This window comes from Amycolatopsis sp. DG1A-15b (genome assembly GCF_030285645.1).
Lineage (GTDB): Bacteria > Actinomycetota > Actinomycetes > Mycobacteriales > Pseudonocardiaceae > Amycolatopsis.
The window spans coordinates 1,040,387-1,059,377 of record NZ_CP127296.1 but is presented as its reverse complement, the minus strand read 5'-3'; the positions used below and the strand labels follow the sequence as shown (position 1 = coordinate 1,059,377).

The 18,991-nt window shown below is 70.8% G+C and carries 16 protein-coding genes; 10 read left to right on the top strand and 6 right to left on the bottom strand.

Going from position 1 to position 18,991, the window contains the following annotated elements; genetic code table 11:
• The first annotated feature begins 120 nt into the window (after window positions 1-120).
• Window positions 121-1,137 (top strand): LacI family DNA-binding transcriptional regulator, encoded by a 1,017-nt coding sequence (locus tag QRY02_RS05050; RefSeq protein WP_285990319.1) that lies wholly within the window; start codon window positions 121-123, stop codon window positions 1,135-1,137.
• 3,086 nt (window positions 1,138-4,223) lie between these two features.
• Here the strand turns inward: QRY02_RS05050 and QRY02_RS05045 are convergent.
• Window positions 4,224-5,225 (bottom strand): GDSL-type esterase/lipase family protein, encoded by a 1,002-nt coding sequence (locus tag QRY02_RS05045; RefSeq protein ID WP_285993767.1) that lies wholly within the window; start codon window positions 5,223-5,225, stop codon window positions 4,224-4,226.
• Window positions 5,226-5,652: 427 nt separating this feature from the next.
• On the bottom strand, window positions 5,653-7,209 hold the full coding sequence (locus QRY02_RS05040; protein ID WP_285990318.1) for an alpha-L-arabinofuranosidase B: 1,557 nt from the start codon (window positions 7,207-7,209) through the stop codon (window positions 5,653-5,655).
• Window positions 7,210-7,528: 319 nt separating this feature from the next.
• Between QRY02_RS05040 and QRY02_RS05035 the strand changes: the two genes are divergently transcribed.
• Window positions 7,529-8,128 carry a hypothetical protein gene (locus QRY02_RS05035; protein ID WP_285990317.1) on the top strand — a complete coding sequence of 200 codons (600 nt, stop codon included), beginning with the start codon at window positions 7,529-7,531 and terminating at the stop codon, window positions 8,126-8,128.
• A gap of 7 nt (window positions 8,129-8,135) precedes the next feature.
• Here the strand turns inward: QRY02_RS05035 and QRY02_RS05030 are convergent, their stop codons facing one another.
• A complete protein-coding gene (locus QRY02_RS05030) occupies window positions 8,136-8,528 on the bottom strand; it encodes a winged helix-turn-helix transcriptional regulator (protein WP_285990316.1) in 393 nt (130 codons plus the stop codon).
• Between the two features lie 144 nt (window positions 8,529-8,672).
• Here QRY02_RS05030 and QRY02_RS05025 point away from each other — a divergent pair, with 144 nt between their 5' ends.
• Window positions 8,673-9,524, top strand: coding sequence for an SDR family oxidoreductase (locus QRY02_RS05025; protein WP_285990315.1), 852 nt, complete (start codon window positions 8,673-8,675; stop codon window positions 9,522-9,524).
• Between the two features lie 45 nt (window positions 9,525-9,569).
• On the opposite strand, the gene QRY02_RS05020 is transcribed toward QRY02_RS05025, so the two are convergent.
• Entirely contained in the window at window positions 9,570-9,791 is a 222-nt protein-coding gene (locus QRY02_RS05020) for a hypothetical protein (RefSeq protein WP_285990314.1), read from the bottom strand.
• A 217-nt stretch (window positions 9,792-10,008) separates the two neighbouring features.
• On the opposite strand from QRY02_RS05020, the gene QRY02_RS05015 reads away from it, so the two are divergent.
• The 4 genes from QRY02_RS05015 (at window position 10,009) to QRY02_RS05000 (ending at window position 15,333) form a co-directional block, all read left to right on the top strand.
• Window positions 10,009-10,875 (top strand): manganese catalase, encoded by an 867-nt coding sequence (locus tag QRY02_RS05015; protein WP_285990313.1) that lies wholly within the window; start codon window positions 10,009-10,011, stop codon window positions 10,873-10,875.
• A 146-nt stretch (window positions 10,876-11,021) separates the two neighbouring features.
• Window positions 11,022-13,205 carry a glycogen debranching protein GlgX gene (glgX, locus tag QRY02_RS05010; RefSeq protein WP_285990312.1) on the top strand — a complete coding sequence of 728 codons (2,184 nt, stop codon included), beginning with the start codon at window positions 11,022-11,024 and terminating at the stop codon, window positions 13,203-13,205.
• Between the two features lie 138 nt (window positions 13,206-13,343).
• Window positions 13,344-15,116 (top strand): aa3-type cytochrome oxidase subunit I, encoded by a 1,773-nt coding sequence (gene ctaD, locus QRY02_RS05005; protein ID WP_285990311.1) that lies wholly within the window; start codon window positions 13,344-13,346, stop codon window positions 15,114-15,116.
• Window positions 15,094-15,333 (top strand): hypothetical protein, encoded by a 240-nt coding sequence (locus QRY02_RS05000; RefSeq protein WP_285990310.1) that lies wholly within the window; start codon window positions 15,094-15,096, stop codon window positions 15,331-15,333. The genes ctaD and QRY02_RS05000 overlap by 23 nt, the downstream gene beginning before the upstream one ends.
• A gap of 54 nt (window positions 15,334-15,387) precedes the next feature.
• On the opposite strand, the gene QRY02_RS04995 is transcribed toward QRY02_RS05000, so the two are convergent.
• Window positions 15,388-16,230: an SDR family oxidoreductase gene (locus QRY02_RS04995; protein WP_285990309.1), complete on the bottom strand. Its 843-nt coding sequence runs from the start codon at window positions 16,228-16,230 to the stop codon at window positions 15,388-15,390.
• Window positions 16,231-16,395: 165 nt separating this feature from the next.
• Between QRY02_RS04995 and QRY02_RS04990 the strand changes: the two genes are divergently transcribed.
• Together QRY02_RS04990 and QRY02_RS04985 are read left to right on the top strand one after the other, a co-directional pair.
• Window positions 16,396-16,833: an Hsp20/alpha crystallin family protein gene (locus tag QRY02_RS04990; RefSeq protein WP_285990308.1), complete on the top strand. Its 438-nt coding sequence runs from the start codon at window positions 16,396-16,398 to the stop codon at window positions 16,831-16,833.
• 10 nt (window positions 16,834-16,843) lie between these two features.
• Window positions 16,844-17,134 carry a hypothetical protein gene (locus QRY02_RS04985; protein WP_285990307.1) on the top strand — a complete coding sequence of 97 codons (291 nt, stop codon included), beginning with the start codon at window positions 16,844-16,846 and terminating at the stop codon, window positions 17,132-17,134.
• 14 nt (window positions 17,135-17,148) lie between these two features.
• Here QRY02_RS04985 and QRY02_RS04980 read toward each other — a convergent pair whose 3' ends face one another.
• Complete coding sequence (locus QRY02_RS04980) at window positions 17,149-18,366, bottom strand: PP2C family protein-serine/threonine phosphatase (RefSeq protein ID WP_285990306.1); 1,218 nt, start codon at window positions 18,364-18,366, stop codon at window positions 17,149-17,151.
• Between the two features lie 186 nt (window positions 18,367-18,552).
• Here QRY02_RS04980 and QRY02_RS04975 point away from each other — a divergent pair, with 186 nt between their 5' ends.
• Window positions 18,553-18,978, top strand: a complete 426-nt coding sequence (locus tag QRY02_RS04975) for a MarR family transcriptional regulator (RefSeq protein WP_285993766.1) — start codon at window positions 18,553-18,555, stop codon at window positions 18,976-18,978.
• Window positions 18,979-18,991 lie beyond the last annotated feature (13 nt).

The window sequence follows — 18,991 nt, the reverse complement described above, 5'->3', positions numbered from 1 at the left end:
TCGGTCCGTCATCGAACCGGTTCGATGACGGAGGCCGCGTCACCGTAAACCCCGCAAGCACTCCTGCGCAATACTGCGTGTACTACGATCGAACCGGTTCTGGAACAGGTCAGGAGTGGCATGAACATCGGGGAGATCGCGCGTCGCGCCGGGGTTTCGCGCAGCACCGTGTCGTACGCGCTGAGCGGCAAGCGCCCGGTCTCGGCGGCCACCGTGCAGCGCATCAACGACGTCATCGCCGAGCTCGGCTACCGGCCCAACGCCAGCGCCCGCGCCCTGGCCGAAGGCCGCACGCGCACCCTGGGCCTGGTGGTGCCGCCGGCCAGCCGCCGGCTGACCGACGTCCAGCTGGGGTTCGTCGGCAGCGTCGTCGACGCGGCCGCCGCTCACGACCTCGACGTCCTGCTCTCCCCCAGCGGCGGCGACCACGACCGGTCGTTCGAGCGCATCGTGACCGGCCGGCGGGTCGACGGCGTGATCCTGATGGAGATCCTCCTCGAGGACCCCCGGGTCGAGCGGCTGAGCCAGGCGAGCCTGCCGTTCGTGACGATCGGCCACGTCGAGCACCCCGGGGCGTCCTGGTGGGTCGACGTCGACTACGGCGCCCTGATCACGCGCTGCGTGCACCACCTGGCGGATCTCGGCCACGAAGAGGTGGTGCTCATCAACCGTTCGGCCGAGCTCGTCGCGGCGGGCTACGGCCCCGCCCTGCGCTCGGCCACGGGGTTCCTCGACGCCACCGCGGCGCGGGGCCTGACGGCGCGAACGGTGTGCTGCGCGGACGAAGCGGCCGCCGGCCTGGCCTGCTTCGAGCAGATCCGGACGCAGTGGCCGTCGGTGACGGCGGCGGTGACGATCAACGAAGCGGCCCTGCCGGGCGTCCAGCGCGCGCTGCACCGGGCGGGCCTCGAGGTCCCCCGCGACTTTTCGCTGACGGGGGTGATCGCGGAGCGCCTGGCGGAGGACTTCCACCCCCCGCTGACGGCGGCGGACGTGCCCGCGGTGGAACTGGGACGGCTGGCGGTGGACCTGCTGCTGGCGCAGATCGCGGACGCGGGCGCGGAACCCCGGCACGCGCTGCTGGAGCCGCCGATCTCGCTGCGGTCGAGCACGGGCGCGCGGCGCCGCCACGGCTGACCGGCCGGCCGATCCCGCTGCAGCCGGGTGACCCGCTCGGCGGGGTCACAGGTCGAACCGGTTCGCCAAAACCGCCGTTGATTTTCCACCAGACCCTCCCGTAGTGTGCACTTCGCGATCGAACCGGTTCGACGGCCCTGCTCATCAACCCGACCGGAGTCCCCGTGGTTCAACGGCGAACTGTCCTGCCCGCCGCCCTCGCGGCCATCCTCACCACCACCCTGCTCAGCGGTACCCCGGCCACCGCGGCCACCAGCACGCTGACCGTCGACCTGGGCGCGAGCACCGGCGCCTTCCACGGCGGCGCCGCCGGTTCCCTCTACGGCGTCTACGGCGACGGCGTCCCCAGCGACAATGCGCTGGCCGGTTTCTACCCCAAGACGCTGGCCACCAAGGCCCAGGACGGCCCGCAGCACCCGGGCGCCGACGCCCTCGAAGTCGCGAAGCCGTTCGTCGCCGCCGGGGGGCGGGATGTCTACGTCTACCTGACCGACATCTACCGCGGCTTCCCCTACCAGCGCGCCCAGGGCCAGGCCGGGGTCGACGACTACCGCGCCAAGCTCACCACCCAGGTCGAGCAGGTCCTCGCCAGCGGCCAACGCGACCACATCGTGTACGTCCCCTTCAACGAGCCCGAAGGCAACTGGTACGGCACCGGCCAGTACAGCTACGACAACGTCAGCTGGCTGACCGACCCGCGGCACTTCTTCGCCGAGTGGAAGCAGGCCCACGACCTGATCAAGCGCCTCGACCCGCGGGCGCGCATCGCCGGCCCGAACACGAGCGTCCTCTACGACCAGGTCAAGGGCTTCCTGCAGTACTGCAAGGCGAACGACTGCCTGCCGGACGTGATCACCTGGCACGAGCTGTCCTCGCCCGGCTCGGTCCGGTCCAATGTGGACCGCTACCGCGGCTGGGAGCGGGAGCTGGGTATCGGGCCGCTGCCGGTCAACCTCGACGAGTACGCCTACCGCTACCACCTTTCCGTGCCCGGCCAGATGATCCAGTGGATGTCGGCCATCGAAGACTCCAAGGTCGACGCCGACCTCGCCTACTGGAACATCGACGGCAACCTCGACGACAGCGTCGCCGAAGCGAACAAGGGCAACGGCCAGTGGTGGCTGTTCAACGCCTACGGGCAGCTGACCGGGAACACCGTGCGCGTGACGCCGCCGTCACCCGGGCAGCAGTACACCCTGCAGGGCATCGCGACCCTCGACCGCGCCAAGCGGCAGTCGCGCACCCTGTTCGGCGGTTCCTCCGGAGCCGCGGACGTCCGCTTCACGCACGTCGACCGGAAGGTCTTCGGCCGCCGCGTGCACGTGACCGTCCAGGAGATCCCGTGGACCGGGCAGCTCGGCGACTCCCCCGCGCCGCGGCGGAAGCTCGACGCGGAACTGGCCGTCGCCCCGGACGGCAGCCTCACCCTGCCGTTCACCGACCTCCAGGAGATGTCGGCGTACCAGGTCATCCTCAGCCCGGGCGGCAGCGGCACCACCGACGGGACGCCGGTCCCGTGGCGGCACACCTACGAGGCCGAGGACGCCGCGCACACCGGAAGCGGCTGGAGCCGCAACGGCCCGGAAGGCAACCCGGGCAACGTCGGCAAGTTCGCCACGTCCGGCGACTACAACGTCGGCGGCCTGCGGACCGGGTCGGACGTCAAGCTGTCCTTCGACGTCGACGTGCCCCAGGACGGCCGGTACGACCTCAGCGTCTTCTCGAACACCTACAACAAGTATCCGAGCGTCACCGCCCAGGGCCCGACCAACGTCTTCCTGCGGGTCGACGGCGAGGACCCGCGGCAGCTGATCCTGCCCGTTTCCTACGAGTGGGTGGTCTGGGACCACACCGATACCCGCGTGCCGCTCACCGCCGGACGGCACACGATCACCCTGGCCGCGGCCGACCCCGACCTCGGGACCACCCGCGGCGACGCGATCATCGACAAGATCGACCTCACCCGGGTCGATCCCGCCACCGACGGCCAGGCGGTCCACGAAGCGGAATACGCCGACCTGGCCGGCGCCGCGATCCGGTACGACGTCCGCGGCTCGTCCGGTCCCGGCGCGGTGGCGCTGTGCCCCGGCGCGTCGGCGACCTTCTGGGTCCACGCCGACCACGACGGCTACGCCTCGGTCGGCTTCGACCGGACCGGCCGCGGCACGGCCCGCGTCGACGTCAACGGGCAGCCCGCGGTCACCCTCGGCACCCGGAACACCGTGCCGCTGTTCCTCTCGGCGGGCCTCAACCGGCTCGTCGTCACGGGCACGGCCGGCGACTTTCTGCTCGACCGCGTCCGCACGGCGCCGTCATCGGTGCCGGCGCCGGCCCGGCTCGAAGCCGAGAGCGGCGTGCTCACCGGCGCGGCCGAGCGCGGCGACGGCTTCTCGTTCGCCTCGGGCCAGGTCGTCACCGCGGTGGGCGACGGGCCGGGCAACGCGCTGACCCTGCGGGTGACGGCGAAGCAGGCGGGCCGGCACGTGCTCGTGGTCCGCTACTCCAATGCGGAAGAGTCGATCCCCACCCACTACAACCCCGACCCGGTCGCGCGGCACGCCGACATCGCCGTCAACGGACGCCCGGCCCAGCGGGTGTTGTTCCCGACCACGTTCCACCGCAACCAGTTCCGCGACCTCGCCGTCCCGGTCGACCTGCGGGCCGGGACCAACACGATCGCCTTCACCGCCCAGGAGCTGCCCGACTGGGACGGGCGGACGTTCAACCAGTTCGGCCAGCGCTCGAAATACGCTCCGGACATCGACTACGTCTTGGTCGCACCGCTTTTGGGGGTCCGGGTGGCGAAGCCCCGGATGTCACAGCACCCCTCGTGGGTAACTGAGCAGCCCCTCCGCGTTTCGGGCTCCCGCGGCACGGGAAGCCGGAAACCCGGAGGGGGCCCAACCCGTGGAGGCCTCGATGTCACCCATCGACCACCTGATCGTCAGCGTCCTCGGCCGCCGCCGGGCCCAGGCTCGGGAGCCGGGTCCCGCTCCGGCACCGTTGCGCGGCGGCGCCGGCCGGCAGCCCCCGCAGCCCATGCCCGGCCGCCGGCCCGCGGCCTCCGGCAAGACGTAGCCGCGGTTTCAGCGGGCGAAGACCTTCAGGTCGATCGAATCGCCGAGGAGCCGGTCGCCTGCCGCGTTCGGGTGGTAGCAGTCGGTGCGCCAGTCCGCGCGGATGACCGTCGGGTCCGCCGGGTCGCGCAGCACGGTGTCGAAGTCGAGGACCGCGTCGAACGTCCCGGACGTGCGGATCCACGCGTTGACCGCGAGCCGGGCCTGTTCCTTCGGGCTGCCGGCCGCGTTGCACATCGGCAGGATCGTCGCGCCGACGATCCGGCGGCCCGCCGCGTGCACCCGCCCGGCGATGGTGCGCATGGCGTCGATGACCTGCACGGCCGGGGCCGGGGCCGCGTTGTCGCCGCCACCCAGGTCGTTCGTCCCCTCCAGCAGCAGGACGTACCGCACGCCGGGCAGCGAGAGCACGTCGCGGTCGAGCCGGACCGGCGCGGGCGGGCCGCAGCACTGGCCGGTGGGGTCGTACGGGTTCGGCTGGACGCTGACGGTGTTGCCGCTGATTCCCGCGTTGGCCACCGACAGCCGCCGCGACGGGGGGAGCGTCCCGATGCGCTCGGCGAGCACGTCGGTCCAGCGCGGTCCGCCGCCGAAAGCGTTGTAGCCGTCGGTGATCGAGTCACCGAGGGCGACGATCGTGCCGCGGGCGGGCGACACGGCGCTGATCGCGTCCGCCCACCACAGGACGCCGGGCGCGAAGGGCCCGTACGCGCTCCCCGACTCGTCCGCCCCGGCGTCACCGGCCCCGGCCGAGGTGAACGACCCCGGCGTGTCCGTCTCCGGCGGCGGGAACGTGTGGTCGTTGACCGGCGCACCCGGCGCGTACACGCTCACCGCGACGTGGTCGCCGCGCCGGACCGACAGCGGCAGCGGGTCGGTCCACACGCTGGCGCCCGGCGGGATCGTCACGGCGTGCCGGAAGTGGAACGTGGCCCGGTGGTTCGATCCCGGCACCAGCGCGGGCGAATTCGTCGACGGCTGCCGGCCGGCCCAGACCGATCGCACGGTCATCGCGGTGGCGCCGAAGGGGTTGCTCAGCCGCACCCGCAGCGCCGTTCCGGCGGCGGTCACGGTGAGCACGTTGCGGATGGTGACGTCGGGGGCGGTGCCGTGCACGCCTTGGAGCGAGGACTCCGTCAGGGTCACCGAACCCGGGGACAACCCGCCCGAGGGCACGGCCTCCGCCGTCGCGGGGCTCAGCAGCGACGCGGAAACGACCAGGACCACAGCGGTTCGGCGGATACGCATCCGAGGCGTCCTTTCGACGAGGCGTGCTGCCTCCCACCGAGTCATCTCCAGGACAACACTTTCCGCTGGAGCGCTCTCCACCGAGCGTAACGCAGGATTCACGGTCCCGACAAGACGGCCGGAGAAAGCGCTATCACGCGCCCTGCCCGTCAGCCGGGCAGGGCGCGTGACCACCGTTCGGCTCAGAGGATCAGGAAGCCCACGGTGCGCTGACGAGCCAGCTCACGTCATCGCTGTAGGCGTTGGCGTTGTCGAAGGTGTTCGGACCGCCGTTGGCGGCGATGTAGACGATGTTGTCGTAGTGGCGGACGTACCGGTCGGCGAAGTTGAGCGATCTGAGCGAGGCACCTTGGCCGTTGCGGCCGGCCTCCGGGCAGAAGGTCGCGTCCTGGGCGAACAGCGAACTCCCGTCGTTGGCCTGCAGGTAAAGCCGGTAGTTCTGGTGCCGCAGGTACTGCCCGGCCGCGTTCTTCGACTCGAACGACACGCACGAGCCGCTGCCGAGTCCGGTCCGGACGGTCCAGGAGGCGTTGCCCTTTTCCGTGGCCGAGCTGCCGCTGCCGACCACCGCGGTGTCCACAGTGGATCCCGTGTGGTGGATGTAGCGGTCGGTGCAGCAGGCGGTGGTGGCGCGCAGCGAGACGGACGTGCCCGGCGTCAGCCCGGTGCCCGCGGAACTCGTGGCGTAGCCGGCCGCGGTGATGTTGGCCTGCACCGCGTTTTCCGTGGCTTCCGACGGATAACCGGAGGTCATCACGCCTTCGTAGAAGGTGCCGCGGGCGCCGACGCTGTTGTCGCCGCCGATGCCCAGGATGATGGCTCCTTCCTTCTTCATCGGGTTGTAGCCCGCGACGTTCGGGCGCACGCCGTCGTAGAAGGTGGACACGCCGCCGGACTGGGCGTTGCCGCCGCGGATGGCCCACCGGTTCGGGCCGCCCTTGACGATGGCGGTGAGGAAGCGGTGGCTGATGCTCGGGTCGTTGGCGTTGTAGTGCTGGTTGACCCCGGAGAACAGGCCGTTTTCCAGGTCGGCCATGATCCACGGGCCGTTGCCGGCGCCGTAGCCCCAGACCTTGATGTTGCCGAAGTAGATGGCTTCCATCGTGCCGTTGCCGTTGTCCCGGCTGTTGCGCTCGGCGTTGCCGTAGTCGAAGCAGCAGCCGCCGTTGTAGTGCGTCCCGTCGAAGATCGCGTACATGCCCTCCGGCTGGTCACCGGTCGCGATGCCGTTGGTGTTGTTGTTGCGGTAGCCGGTTCCGGGAGCCACGTAGACGCCGTAGGCCTTGTGACCGCCGACGGTGATCGGTGCCGCGGTGGCGTTGGCAAGGTTGTCGTACCCGCCGGCGGCCGGTCCCTGGAACCCACCGGGCGGCGCCTGCGTGAGACGGTTGTTCCGGCCGGACTGGTCGTAGATGACGGTGATCAGGCAGGTGGTTCCCGCGCAGAACGAATCCTGCGTCGAGGCGTTGGCCACGCCGCCCGCGGCCAAGGGGGCGATGTCGCGCGTGGCGCTGTCCGAAGCGCGCCTGACCTGGTACAGCGGACCGGTGTAGGCGCCGTACAGGGCCCGGGTCGTGGAATGCGCGGCGACGCAGGGCGTGCCGCCGGCCGCGTAGATGTCGCACGGCCCCTGGGTGGCCGCCTGGGACGTACCGCCACCGACGAGGAGGCCGGTGACGAGCGTGCCGGCGACGATCAGGGCCGGCGCGATGCGGTGCTCACGGACGTATCTCGGCTGTCGTGACATGAATGATCTCCCGCTGGAGTACGGAAATCGTCGAATCGACAGATGCGCGGGCCGGCGTCATTGCCAACCTCCTCCTCGATCACCGACACGCAGGAACGGCACAAGCGGAGCGATTGTGAGCGCTAACATAACCCCCGGGCCGACGGAGTGCAATGGCCGGTTTTCCCGCCGCGGACCGCCTCGGGACCGCCGGATCCGTTGGCTCCCTTGCCCTCCGCGGCGGTGGCGGCCGCAAGTAGCGCCCGGCGCGGACCCGGCGGGCGGTGCGGTAAGAGTTCGGTAATCGCCGGGCGGGCCGGATCGCCGATACCGTCGGCCGATGCTTCGCTCTCGATGGTCACGCGCCGCGGGGTACGCCGCGCCCGGGCTCGCACTGGCCGGATCCGGTCTGGCGCACCCGCTCGCGCTGAGCCCGGCGAGCGCCCCGTGGTGGACCACCCTGCACATCGTCCTGCTGCCGGTGTTCCCCCTGCTCGCGGTGGCGCAGTGGCTGCTGCTCTCGTCCGCGCCCGCGGCGCTGCGCCGTCCGGGCCGGCTCGCGGCGTTCGGCTTCGCGGCCTTCTACGGCGGGCTCGACGCCGTGGCCGGCATCGCGGCCGGAACCGTGGTCCACGCCGAGCACGCGGTCACCCCGGTCACCGGAGCGGTGTTCGGCATCGGCGACAGCCTCGGCCACACCGGCGCGCTGTGCTTTCTCGCGGCCAACGTCCTGATCGTCGCGGCCTTCGCACGGGAAGCGGCGTGGCGGGCGGCACCGGGGGCCGTGCTGCTGCTGGCCGCGAGTGTTTCCTTCTACGACAGCCACATCTTCTGGCCGCGAGGCGTGCTGACGATGCTCGCCGTCGCGGCCGGGATGTTCCTGCTCGCCGCGAGCCGGGAACCGTTGCCCGCACGGACATCCGGCCCGGCGGCCGGCTAGGCCGGCGTCACGCGCTCGCCGCCTTCGCCGCGTCGTAACGGGACTGAGCCGCGAGCACGCCGGGCACGCTCGCCTCGAGGACCTCGATCAGTCCCCGCAGCCGCCGCGCGACCTCCTGGCCGGCGGGCGTGAGGCTGTACTCGACGTGCGGCGGGATCGTCGGACGCGCCTCCCGGTGCACGAAGCCGTCGCGCTCGAGAGCCTGCAGCGTCTGGGCGAGCATCTTCTCGCTGACCCCTTGGACCCGGCGGCGCAGGGCGTTGAACCGGAACACCCCGTCGTCGAGCGCGACGAGGGCGAGCACGCCCCACCGGCCCGTGACGTGGTCCAGCACGGCCCGGGACGCACACGCAGCACTGAACACATCGGCCACCAGCGCCTCGTGCTCGGCGTCGGTCACGCCGTCACCTCGTCGTCCATCCACGCCTCGATACTACCCAAGAGTTCGCACGATGGATGTGACAGCACTAACAATGAGTTTGTACTTTCTAAAAGTTAGTACATGCTCCAGGGGACTAGGTACTTGAAACTTCAAGGAGTCCTCATGATCGTCGTCACCGGTGCCACCGGCCACCTCGGCCGGCTCGTCGTCGAAGGCCTGCTCGAGAAGCTGCCCGCCGACCAGGTCGTCGCCGCGGTCCGCACCCCGGAAAAGGCCGCCGACCTGGCCGAACGCGGCGTCGAGGTCCGGCGCGCGGACTACACCGAGCCCGAAAGCCTGGTCACCGCCTTCAAGGACGCCGACAAGGTGCTGCTGGTCTCCAGCAGCGAGGTCGGCCGGCGCGTCGCCCAGCACCAGGCGGTCATCGAGGCGGCGAAGCAGGCCGGTGTCCGGCACCTCGTCTACACCAGCGCGCCGCAGGCGACGACGTCGGCGCTCGTGCTGGCCCCGGAGCACAAGGCGACCGAGGAACTGATCGAGGCCTCCGGCCTGACCGCCACCGTCCTGCGCAACAACTGGTACCACGAGAACTACGCCGACACGATCAAGCAGGCCGTGCAGACCGGCAGCTTCGCCGGCAGCGCCGGCGACGGCCGGGTCGCCAGCGCGACCCGCGCCGATTACGCCGCGGCCGCGGTCGCCGTGCTGACCGGCGAGGGCCACGAAGGCAAGGTCTACGAGCTCGCGGGCGATGTCGCCTGGTCGAACGCGGACCTCGCCGCCGAGATCGGCCAGGTCACCGGCCGCGAGATCAGCTACGTCGACCTCCCGGCCGATGAGCACGCCAAGGTGCTCGCCCAGGCCGGCCTGCCGGAGCCGGTCGCCGGCTTCCTCGTCGCCCTGGACGCCGACATCAAGGCCGGCTTGCTCGCCGAGACCACGGACGACCTGCGGACCCTCATCGGCCGCCCGGCCACGCCGATCGGCGTCACCGTGGCCGAGATCGCCCGCTGAACCCGGTCACGGTGGGGAGTCCCCGGGCCGGGCTCCCCACCGGCGTCACCCGGGCCGCCCGGGCTTCCGCTGCGAAACGCTGTTCTCCCGCAACGGCGGCTGCCACACCCGGGGCGCCGGGGTCTCGCCGTCGTCGCCCGGCTGGTCGAGCGGGTCGGTCCCGTTCTGCCAGCGAGCCCAGTGAGCCGCGCACATCCTCCGCCAGAGGGCCGGCTCGTCGCACTGGTACCGCCGGCAGGCCGGCACCCGCTCCTGGTGATCGGTCACGTATCGCTCCACTCGCCATCGAACGTTCCGCGTTCAACTACCACAGCAGTGGTGGCGTTGTCGATCCTCACCGGGCCTCGGCGACCGCGTCGGCCTTCGCCGGGCCGCGCGCGATCGAACGGTCCGCGATCGCCGTGGTTAACCCTCCGCTAACCGGGAAAGCCCCCTGGACCGCCGGCCCCCGCCGGTGCCACCCCGGACGACGGAGGGAATTCTCGTGTTCCGTCACACGAAGTTGCTGCAGTTCGAAGCCAAGCCCGAAAAGCCCGACCCCGTCTACGCCCACAAACTCCAAGAACTCATCGGCGGCGCCTTCGGCGAAATGAGCGTCACGATGCAGTACCTGTTCCAGGGCTGGAACTGCCGCATCGAAGGCAAGTACAAGGACCTCCTCATGGACACGGCCACCGAGGAAATCGGGCACGTCGAAATGCTCGCCACCATGGTCGCCCGCCTCCTCGAAGGCGCCCCGGCCACCATGACCGCCGAAGCCGTCAAAGACCCCGTCATGGCCGCCACCCTCGGCGGCATGGACGTCCAGCAGGCCATCGTCGCCGGCGGCGGCGCCCTGCCCGCCGACAGCAACGGCTACCCCTGGAACGGCCGCTACATCGTCGCCTCCGGCAACCTGCTCGCCGACTTCCGCGCCAACGTCGCCGCCGAAGCCCAAGGCCGCCTCCAAACCGCCCGCCTCTACAACATGACCGACGACCCCGGCGTCAAGGCGATGCTCAAGTTCAACCTCGCCCGCGACACCGTCCACCAGAAACAATGGCTCGCCGCCATCGAAGAGCTCAAAGCCGACGGGCTGGAAGACGAGATCGTCCCCAACGCCCTGCTCGACGAAGAAGACCAGACCCACAACCACACCATCTGGCACCTCTCCGACGGCCCCGACGGCGCCAAAGGCACCAGCTGGACCACCGACGCCGGCATCGAATACCTCATGGACCCCGAACCCCTCGGCGGCCCCGGCACCGCACCCAAACCCGACCCTGCCCTCTACGGCACCTACGCACCTCTCCAGGACGCCAAGGGCACGGCCAAGGGCAAGGCCAAGGCAGTCAAGAACAAGCTGACCTGACACACCGCCGGATCGGCGCGGGACCGCGGTGCGCACCGCGGTCCCGCGCCGGGTGGTGCGTCCGGGTGAGGAGGGCGACGTCACGGTGTCCGGGGCCGCCCGGCTGGGTATTCCGGCCGGAGATCACTCGCACCTGTGGAGGCCCAGTGCAGCCTTGGCCCGGTTCCCCCTACCCGCTCGGGGCCGATTACGACGGCGTCGGCACCAATTTCGCGCTCTTCTCCGAGGTCGCCGACCGCGTCGACCTGTGCCTGTTCGCCCCGGACGGAACCGAGACCCGGATCCGGCTGCCGGAGGTCGACGGCTTCGTCCACCACGGCTACGTCACCGGTATCGGTCCCGGCCAGGAGTACGGCTTCCGGGTCCACGGGCCGCACGACCCCGCCGGCGGGCTGCGGTGCAACCCCGCCAAGCTGCTGCTCGACCCGTACGCCAAGGCCGTCACCGGCCGGGTGGACTGGGACGAATCCGTGTTCGGCTACCGCTTCGGCCGGCCCGAGGAGCGCAACGACGACGACTCGGCGGCGCACACCGTCCGCGCGGTCGTCGTCAACCCGTACTTCGACTGGGCCAACGACCGGCCGCCGAAGGTGCCGTACAACGAGACCGTCGTCTACGAGGCCCACGTCCGCGGGCTGACCAAGCTCCACCCGGACATCCCGGAGGAGCTGCGGGGGACGTACTCCGGGCTGGCGCACCCGGTGATGATCGAGTACCTGAAGACCCTCGGCGTCACGGCCGTCGAGCTGATGCCGGTCCACCAGTTCCTGCACGACCACGCCCTGACCGAGCGCGGCCTCGCCAACTACTGGGGCTACAACACCATCGCCTACTTCGCGCCGCACAACGAATACGCCGCCTCGATCATGCCCGCGACCCCGGGCAGCGAGGTGCACGAGTTCAAGGCGATGGTGCGGACGCTGCACGAGGCGGGCATCGAGGTCATCCTCGACGTCGTCTACAACCACACCGCCGAGGGCAACCACCTCGGGCCCACGCTGTCCATGCGCGGCATCGACAACCAGGCCTACTACCGGCTGGTCGAGAACGACCCGCAGTACTACATGGACTACACCGGCACCGGGAACTCGCTCAACGTGCGCCAGCCGCACACCCTGCAGCTGATCATGGACTCGCTGCGGTACTGGGTGATGGAGATGCACGTCGACGGCTTCCGGTTCGACCTCGCCGCCACCCTCGCCCGCGAGTTCTACGACGTCGACCGGCTGGCCACGTTCTTCGACCTGGTGCAGCAGGACCCGGTGGTGAGCCAGGTCAAGCTGATCGCCGAGCCCTGGGACGTCGGCCCCGGCGGCTACCAGGTCGGCAACTTCCCGCCGCTGTGGACCGAGTGGAACGGCGCCTACCGGGACACCGTCCGGGACTTCTGGCGCGGCGAGCCGGCGACGCTGGGCGAGTTCGCCTCCCGGATCACCGGCTCGTCGGACCTCTACCAGAACGACGGCCGCCGCCCGTTCGCGTCGATCAACTTCGTCACCGCGCACGACGGCTTCACCCTGAACGACCTGGTGTCCTACAACGAAAAGCACAACGAGGCCAACGGCGAGGACGGCCGCGACGGTGCCGACGACAACCGGTCGTGGAACTGCGGCGCGGAAGGCCCGACCGAGGACGAGAAGGTCCTCGACCTGCGCGCCCGCCAGCGCCGGAACCTGATCGCCACCCTGCTGCTGTCGCAGGGCGTGCCGATGATCCTGCACGGCGACGAGTTCGGCCGCACCCAGCAGGGCAACAACAACGCATACTGCCAGGACAACGAGCTGTCCTGGGTGGATTGGTCCCTGCTGGAGCGCAACCGCGAGCTGTTCGAGTTCACCTCGGCGGTGGTCGATCTGCGCCACCAGCACCCGGTGTTCCGCCGCCGCCGCTTCTTCGCCGGCCGCCCGATCCGCCGCGGCGACGAGCTGCGCGACATCGCCTGGTTCACCCCGGCGGGCGACGAGATGACCGACCAGGACTGGGAGGCGGGCTTCGGCCGCAGCATCATGGTCTTCCTCAACGGAACGGCGATCCCCGACCTCGACGCCCGCGGGGAGCGCGTGGTGGACGACTCGTTCCTGCTCTGCTTCAACGCCCACGACGACGACATCACGATGACGATCCCCGACGGCGAATACGGCGAGGAGTGGGCGATCGTGCTCGATTCGGCCACCGGCGAGGTGTTCCACCGGTCCGTGGGCGGCGTCCTGGTCGGCGGCGTGGCCGGCGACCGGCTGGCGACCCCGCGCACGGTGCCGGGCAAGGGCACCCTCGTCGTCGGCGGCCGGTCGCTGACCATGCTCTTGCGCACCGGGGAGCAGGCGGGGTAGCGCGGCGGCGGGTCAGCCACGGCCGGCCGTGGCTGACCCGCCGCAGAAATACCGGATCGCCGGGTGTATCCGCGCCCGGACGTGGGTACGCGCGCGAGAACAGGCACGTTTCCCCCGGTAGCGGCAGGTGGGAGTCCGATGACCGACACGGTGACACGCCCGGCTCCGATCCCCCACCGCCCGGTGTGGCGGGGGAAGCGCGGCGCGACGATCCTGAAGACCATCCGCACCACCGACCACAAGACGATCGGTGTGCTGTACCTGACGACGTCGTTCGGGTTCTTCCTGATCGGCGGCCTGACGGCCCTGCTGATGCGCGGCGAGCTGGCCCGGCCCGGCCTGCAGTTCCTCTCGCCGGAGCAGTACAACCAGCTCTTCACCATGCACGGCACGATCATGCTGCTGCTCTACGCCACGCCGAACCTGTTCGGGTTCGCCAACTTCGTCCTGCCGCTGCAGATCGGCTCGCCGGACGTGGCGTTCCCGCGGCTCAACGCGTTCTCCTACTGGCTGTACCTGTTCGGCGGCACCATCGTCCTCTCCGCCTACGCCACGCCCGGCGGCCCGCCCGATTTCGGCTGGACCGCCTACACACCGCTGTCCAACGCCATCCACTCCCCCGGCGTCGGCGGTGACCTGTGGATCTCGGGGCTGATCGTCACCGGTCTCGGCACGATCCTCGGCGCGGTCAACATGATCACGACCGTGGTGTGCCTGCGCTGCCCCGGGATGCTCATGTGGCGCATGCCGATCTTCACCTGGAACATCCTGTTCACCTCGATCCTCATCCTGCTCGCGTTCCCGATCCTCACCGCGGCGCTGTTCGCGCTCCTGGCCGACCGGCACCTCGGCGCGCACGTCTTCGACCCGGAGAACGGCGGCGCGATCCTGTGGCAGCACCTGTTCTGGTTCTTCGGCCACCCCGAGGTCTACGTGGTCGCGCTGCCCTACTTCGGGATCGTCACCGAGATCATCCCGGTGTTCAGCCGGAAACCGCTGTTCGGCTACAAGCTGATGGTGTTCGCGACCATCGGGATCACCGGGCTGTCGGCGGTCGTGTGGGCGCACCACATGTTCGCCACCGGCGCCGTGCTGCTCCCCTTCTTCTCGATCATGACGTTCTTCATCGCGGTGCCCACCGGGATCAAGTTCTTCAACTGGATCGGCACGATGTGGAAGGGGCAGCTGACGTTCGAGTCGCCGATGCTGTGGTCGGTCGGCTTCCTCGTCACCTTCCTGCTCGGCGGGCTGACCGGGATCCTCCTCGCCTCCCCGCCGCTGGACTTCCACGTCCACGACACCTACTTCGTCGTCGCCCACTTCCACTACGTGCTCTTCGGCACGATCGTCTTCGCGACCTTCGCCGGCATCTACTTCTGGTTCCCCAAGATCACCGGCCGGATGCTCGACGAACCCCTGGCCAAGTGGCACTTCTGGACGACGTTCATCGGCTTCCACACGACGTTCCTCATCCAGCACTGGCTCGGCGACGCCGGCATGCCGCGCCGCTACGCCGACTACCTCTCGAGCGACGGCTTCACCTGGATGCACACGGTTTCCACGATCGGCGCGTTCCTGCTGGGCCTCTCGGTGCTGCCGTTCATCTGGAACGTCTTCAAGAGCTACCGCTACGGCGACCCCATCGAGGTCGACGACCCCTGGGGCTTCGGCAATTCGCTCGAATGGGCCACCACCAGCCCGCCGCCCCGGCACAACTTCCTCGAGCTGCCCCGGATCCGGTCCGAACGCCCCGCGTTCGAGCTGCACTACCCGCACATGGTCGAGCGGATGCGCGACGAAGGGCACATCACCCGCGGCCACCCGGGTGGCAAGGCGTCGCCGGCCGAGGTTCTCGCGGGCGCCACCCAGCCCGACGAGCAGGGCGAGAGTGACGACCCCCGCGGCCGCTGACCCGGGCCCGCCGCTGCGAGCGTGGGAACGGCGGCGGCTGCGCGGGATCGAGCGAGGACTGCAGCCGGGCGTACCGGGGCGGCTGCTGCTGTGCCTCGGCCTGGACGCCGTCACCCTGGCGCTGCTGGCCGCCGGGATCTTCGTGGCGCTGCCGTGGCTGTTCGCGGCCTGCGTCGCCGGCAACCTCGCCGTCTGCGCGCACCTCGGGCGGCACTGAGCACCGGAAAGCCGCCGGGACCGAGGGGATCCGGCGGCTTTCCGGCCTTCGGGCTCAGAGGATCGGCGCGCCACCCGTCACCGCGACGCGGGCCCCGGACACGTAACTGCCGTCGTCGGAGGCCAGCAGCACGTACACCGGCGCCAGCTCGGCCGGCTGGCCGGCACGGCCCAGCGGCACCTGCTCGCCGAAGGACTTGACCTGCTCCTCCGGCATGGTGGACGGGATCAGCGGCGTCCAGATCGGCCCCGGCGCGACGCTGTTCGCCCGGATGCCCTTCGGCCCCAGCAGCTGCGCCAGCGCCGCACACATGTTCGCGATGCCCGCCTTCGTCACGTCGTAGGGCAGCAGCTGCGGGGTCGGGTTGTCGGAGTTCACCGACGAGCTGCCGATGATCGACGCGCCCGGCTTCATGTGCGGCACCGCCGCCTTGGCGAGGTGGAAGAACGCGCTCAGGTTGATGGCGAGGGTGCGGTCCCACTCCTCGTCCGGGATCTCTTCCAGGGTTTCGTGGGTCATCTGGAAGGCGGCGTTGTTCACCAGGACGTCGATCCGGCCGAACTCCTCGACCGCGCGGGCGACGAGAGCCCGGCAGTGCGCCGGGTCGGCGACGTCGCCGGGCACGACGACGGCCTTGCGCCCGGCCTCTTCGACCCAGCGCCGCGTCTCTTCCGCGTCTTCGTGCTCGTCGAGGTAGGAGATCAGCACGTCGGCACCTTCGCGCGCGTACGCGATCGCCACCGCGCGGCCGATGCCGCTGTCCGCCCCGGTGATGAGCGCCGCCTTGCCGGTCAGCTTGCCGGAGCCGCGGTAGGTGTGTTCGCCGTGGTCGGGCCGCGGCGTCATCGCGGCGGTCGTCCCGGGCGGGGTCTGCTGCTGGGCGGGCTGCTCGGACACGGTGGCTCCTCGGATACGGGAATGGATCTCCCCATCCGTGTTCCCGGCGCCGGTCGAATCATTCTGTCATCTTGATGATGACTTCATACTTGTCATCGTTTAGATGACATGCTAGAACAGTAGTGCGTGTTGACACCCACCGTCGAAGCCAGAAGGAGGACACCGATGTTGATGCGCACCGACCCGTTCCGTGAGCTGGACCGCCTCACCCAGCAGGTCCTCGGCACCGCCGGAACCTGGTCGAAGCCGGCCGCGATGCCGATGGACGCCTACCGCGCCGGCGACGAGTTCGTGGTCTGCTTCGACCTGCCCGGCGTCGCCCCGGACGCCATCGACCTCGACATCGAGCGCAACGTGCTGACGGTCAAGGCCGAGCGCCGCCCGCTCCCCGGCGGTGACAACGTCGAGATGCACGTCTCCGAACGGCCGCTGGGCGTCTTCTCGCGCCAGCTGTTCCTCGGCGAGAGCCTCGACACCGACCACATCGCCGCCGACTACGAAGCGGGCGTGCTGACGCTGCGCATCCCGGTCGCCGAGAAGGCCAAGCCGCGGCGCATCGAGATCGGCGGAGACCGATCCGACCGCCGGGAAATCCAGGCCTGACGGGCGGAAGATGAACGAAAACGCGCGCGCCGCGGCGGAGCGGATCTTCGCCGCGGCCGCGGAACTCGGCACCACCCGCCAGGAGGCGATCCTCGTGACCCGGGCGGTCCACGCGGTCAAGAAGGGCCGCCCGACCGAGGTCGCCCTCACCGACTCCCCGCAGCACCGGCGGCGCAAGCTCGCCCACGTCGTCGGCTGCGCACTGTGGGACCCGGCCCTCGACGCGGACGAAGTGCTCGCCGCCGTCACCGGTGCGGGCCGGACGGCCCCCCGCGAGCGGCAGCCCTCGGCCGCCGCGTGATCCCGAGCCGCCCGCTACCGGTCCGCGTCGGTGCGCCGCACGGTCACCGCCGGGCCGGTCCCGGTGCCGGACAACGGCGTCGAGCCGAACCAGTCGAGGCACACCACCATCGCGTCGTCTTCGGCCTGGCTGCCGTGGCGGCGGGTGGAGAGCTCCCGCAGCACCGCGCCCGGCACGTGTGCCGCCGGCAGCTCCGCGGTCGCCGTCACCGCCTCGGCGAGCTCGCGATCCCCGTAGCGCTCGCCGTGCGGGCCGAGCGCGTTGTAGACGCCGTCGCTGACGAAGACGAACCGGTCGCCGTCGGCCGCCTGGAAGCCCTCGAGCGTGTAGATCGTGCCGTCGAACGTGCCGAGCGGGAGCTGTTCGTCGAACAGGATCCGCTCGGCCTTCCCGTCGCGCAGCCGCCAGAGCCGCGGCGAGCCGGCGTCGACCACGGTGACCGCACCGGTGCCGAGGTCGAACTCCAGCAGCAGCGCGGCCACGTGCTCGGCGCCGCGGTAGTGCGCGTAGAGCGCCTGGTCGGCGAGTTCGGCCTGCGCGTCGAGTGGGATCCCGGCGCGCCGGGCGTTGCGCAGCGCGTTCACCGCGAGATTGGTCAGCAGCGCCGCTTCGCTGCCCTCCCCCATGCCGTTGATCAGCGTGACCGCGAGCTTCCGGGCGGACGCCGACCAGTCGAAGCAGTCCCCGTAGATGGCGTAGGCGGGCTCCAGCTGACCGCCGAGCGCGAATTCGGCGCGGGTGCAGGCCCGCCCGGGCAGCAGCTGCCACTGCATTTCCGCGGCCAGCGTCAGCCGCGAAGACCGCCGCGCCTGGATGTAGAGGTCGGTGTCCCGGTCGGCGACGAACAGCTCGCGGGCCACCGCTTCGGCTAACCGCTGGAGCTCGGCCCACACCGGCGGTTCGGGTTCGCGGGGCAGGGTGACGGCCAGGACGCCGAGCCGGTCGCCGCGGACGCTGACCGGCAGGTAGCCGGTGACGCGGTCGCCGTCGCGGGAAAACGTCGCCGCCTGCGCGAGGAACGCGGCCCCCTGGGTCGTGCCGTCGACCGGGATCGGCTCCGCCGTGTAGGGCTGTTCGCTCACCTGGCAGAGTTCCGTGAGTGCGTAGTCGGCCATCAGCAGCTCGACCGCCTCGGCGCCGAAGTGCTCGCCGAGCCCCGAGCGCAACGCCCCGGGCAGGTCGTGCGGCGGTACGTCACGCAGGAGTCGTTCCACCGCCAGGGATCTGTCCAACGCCTGCCTCCTGCTCACGGGTCCGCCCCGCGCCGGCGCCGGGTCGGTTCTGTCGAGTCTGCGCCGCTCCGGCGCGCCGGTCCACGGCGAGTCGTGTGAGCTGTGCTGCCGGTTCAGCATAGGGATGCCAGAGTGGACGCCGTGGATCGATCCCGCGAGCAGCCCGGCCCGGACGGGACGGCTGCCGTGTCGGACCTCGCCCGCCTCCTGGAGGCGGTGCTCGAGGGCGAGCGGGACGTGTCGCCGCGTCCGCTGTCGGTGTCGCAGCTGCGCGCGGTCGTCGCGCTGGACCGCCACGACGGGGTCAACCTGCGGCAGCTGGCCGAGCAGCTGGGCTCGACGCCGCCGCTGGTCAGCAGGCTCTGCGACCGGCTGGAGGCGGTCGGGTTCCTCGAACGGCTGCCCAGCGCGCGCAGCCGGCGGGAACTGGTGCTGCGGCTGTCCGACCGCGGGCGGGCTTACCTGCAGGACCTGCGGGCGCGGCGGCGGGACCGCGTCCAGGCCCTGGTGGCGAAGATGAGCCCCGCGGGCCGGGACGCGCTGGAGGCGGGGCTGCTGGAGTACCGGGCCCTGGCCGAGGCGGCCGGGGACCCCCCGGATTTGCATTCCTGATACAACTGTTGTT

Coding starts and splice junctions, on each gene's coding strand:
- ctaD (WP_285990311.1), top strand. CDS start 13,344: ATGACCGACACGGTGACACGCCCGGCTCCGATCCCCCACCGCCCGGTG.
- QRY02_RS05040 (WP_285990318.1), bottom strand. CDS start 7,209: ATGTCACGACAGCCGAGATACGTCCGTGAGCACCGCATCGCGCCGGCC.
- QRY02_RS05045 (WP_285993767.1), bottom strand. CDS start 5,225: ATGACCGTGCGATCGGTCTGGGCCGGCCGGCAGCCGTCGACGAATTCG.
- QRY02_RS04990 (WP_285990308.1), top strand. CDS start 16,396: ATGTTGATGCGCACCGACCCGTTCCGTGAGCTGGACCGCCTCACCCAG.
- QRY02_RS05050 (WP_285990319.1), top strand. CDS start 121: ATGAACATCGGGGAGATCGCGCGTCGCGCCGGGGTTTCGCGCAGCACC.
- QRY02_RS04985 (WP_285990307.1), top strand. CDS start 16,844: ATGAACGAAAACGCGCGCGCCGCGGCGGAGCGGATCTTCGCCGCGGCC.
- QRY02_RS05025 (WP_285990315.1), top strand. CDS start 8,673: ATGATCGTCGTCACCGGTGCCACCGGCCACCTCGGCCGGCTCGTCGTC.
- QRY02_RS05035 (WP_285990317.1), top strand. CDS start 7,529: ATGCTTCGCTCTCGATGGTCACGCGCCGCGGGGTACGCCGCGCCCGGG.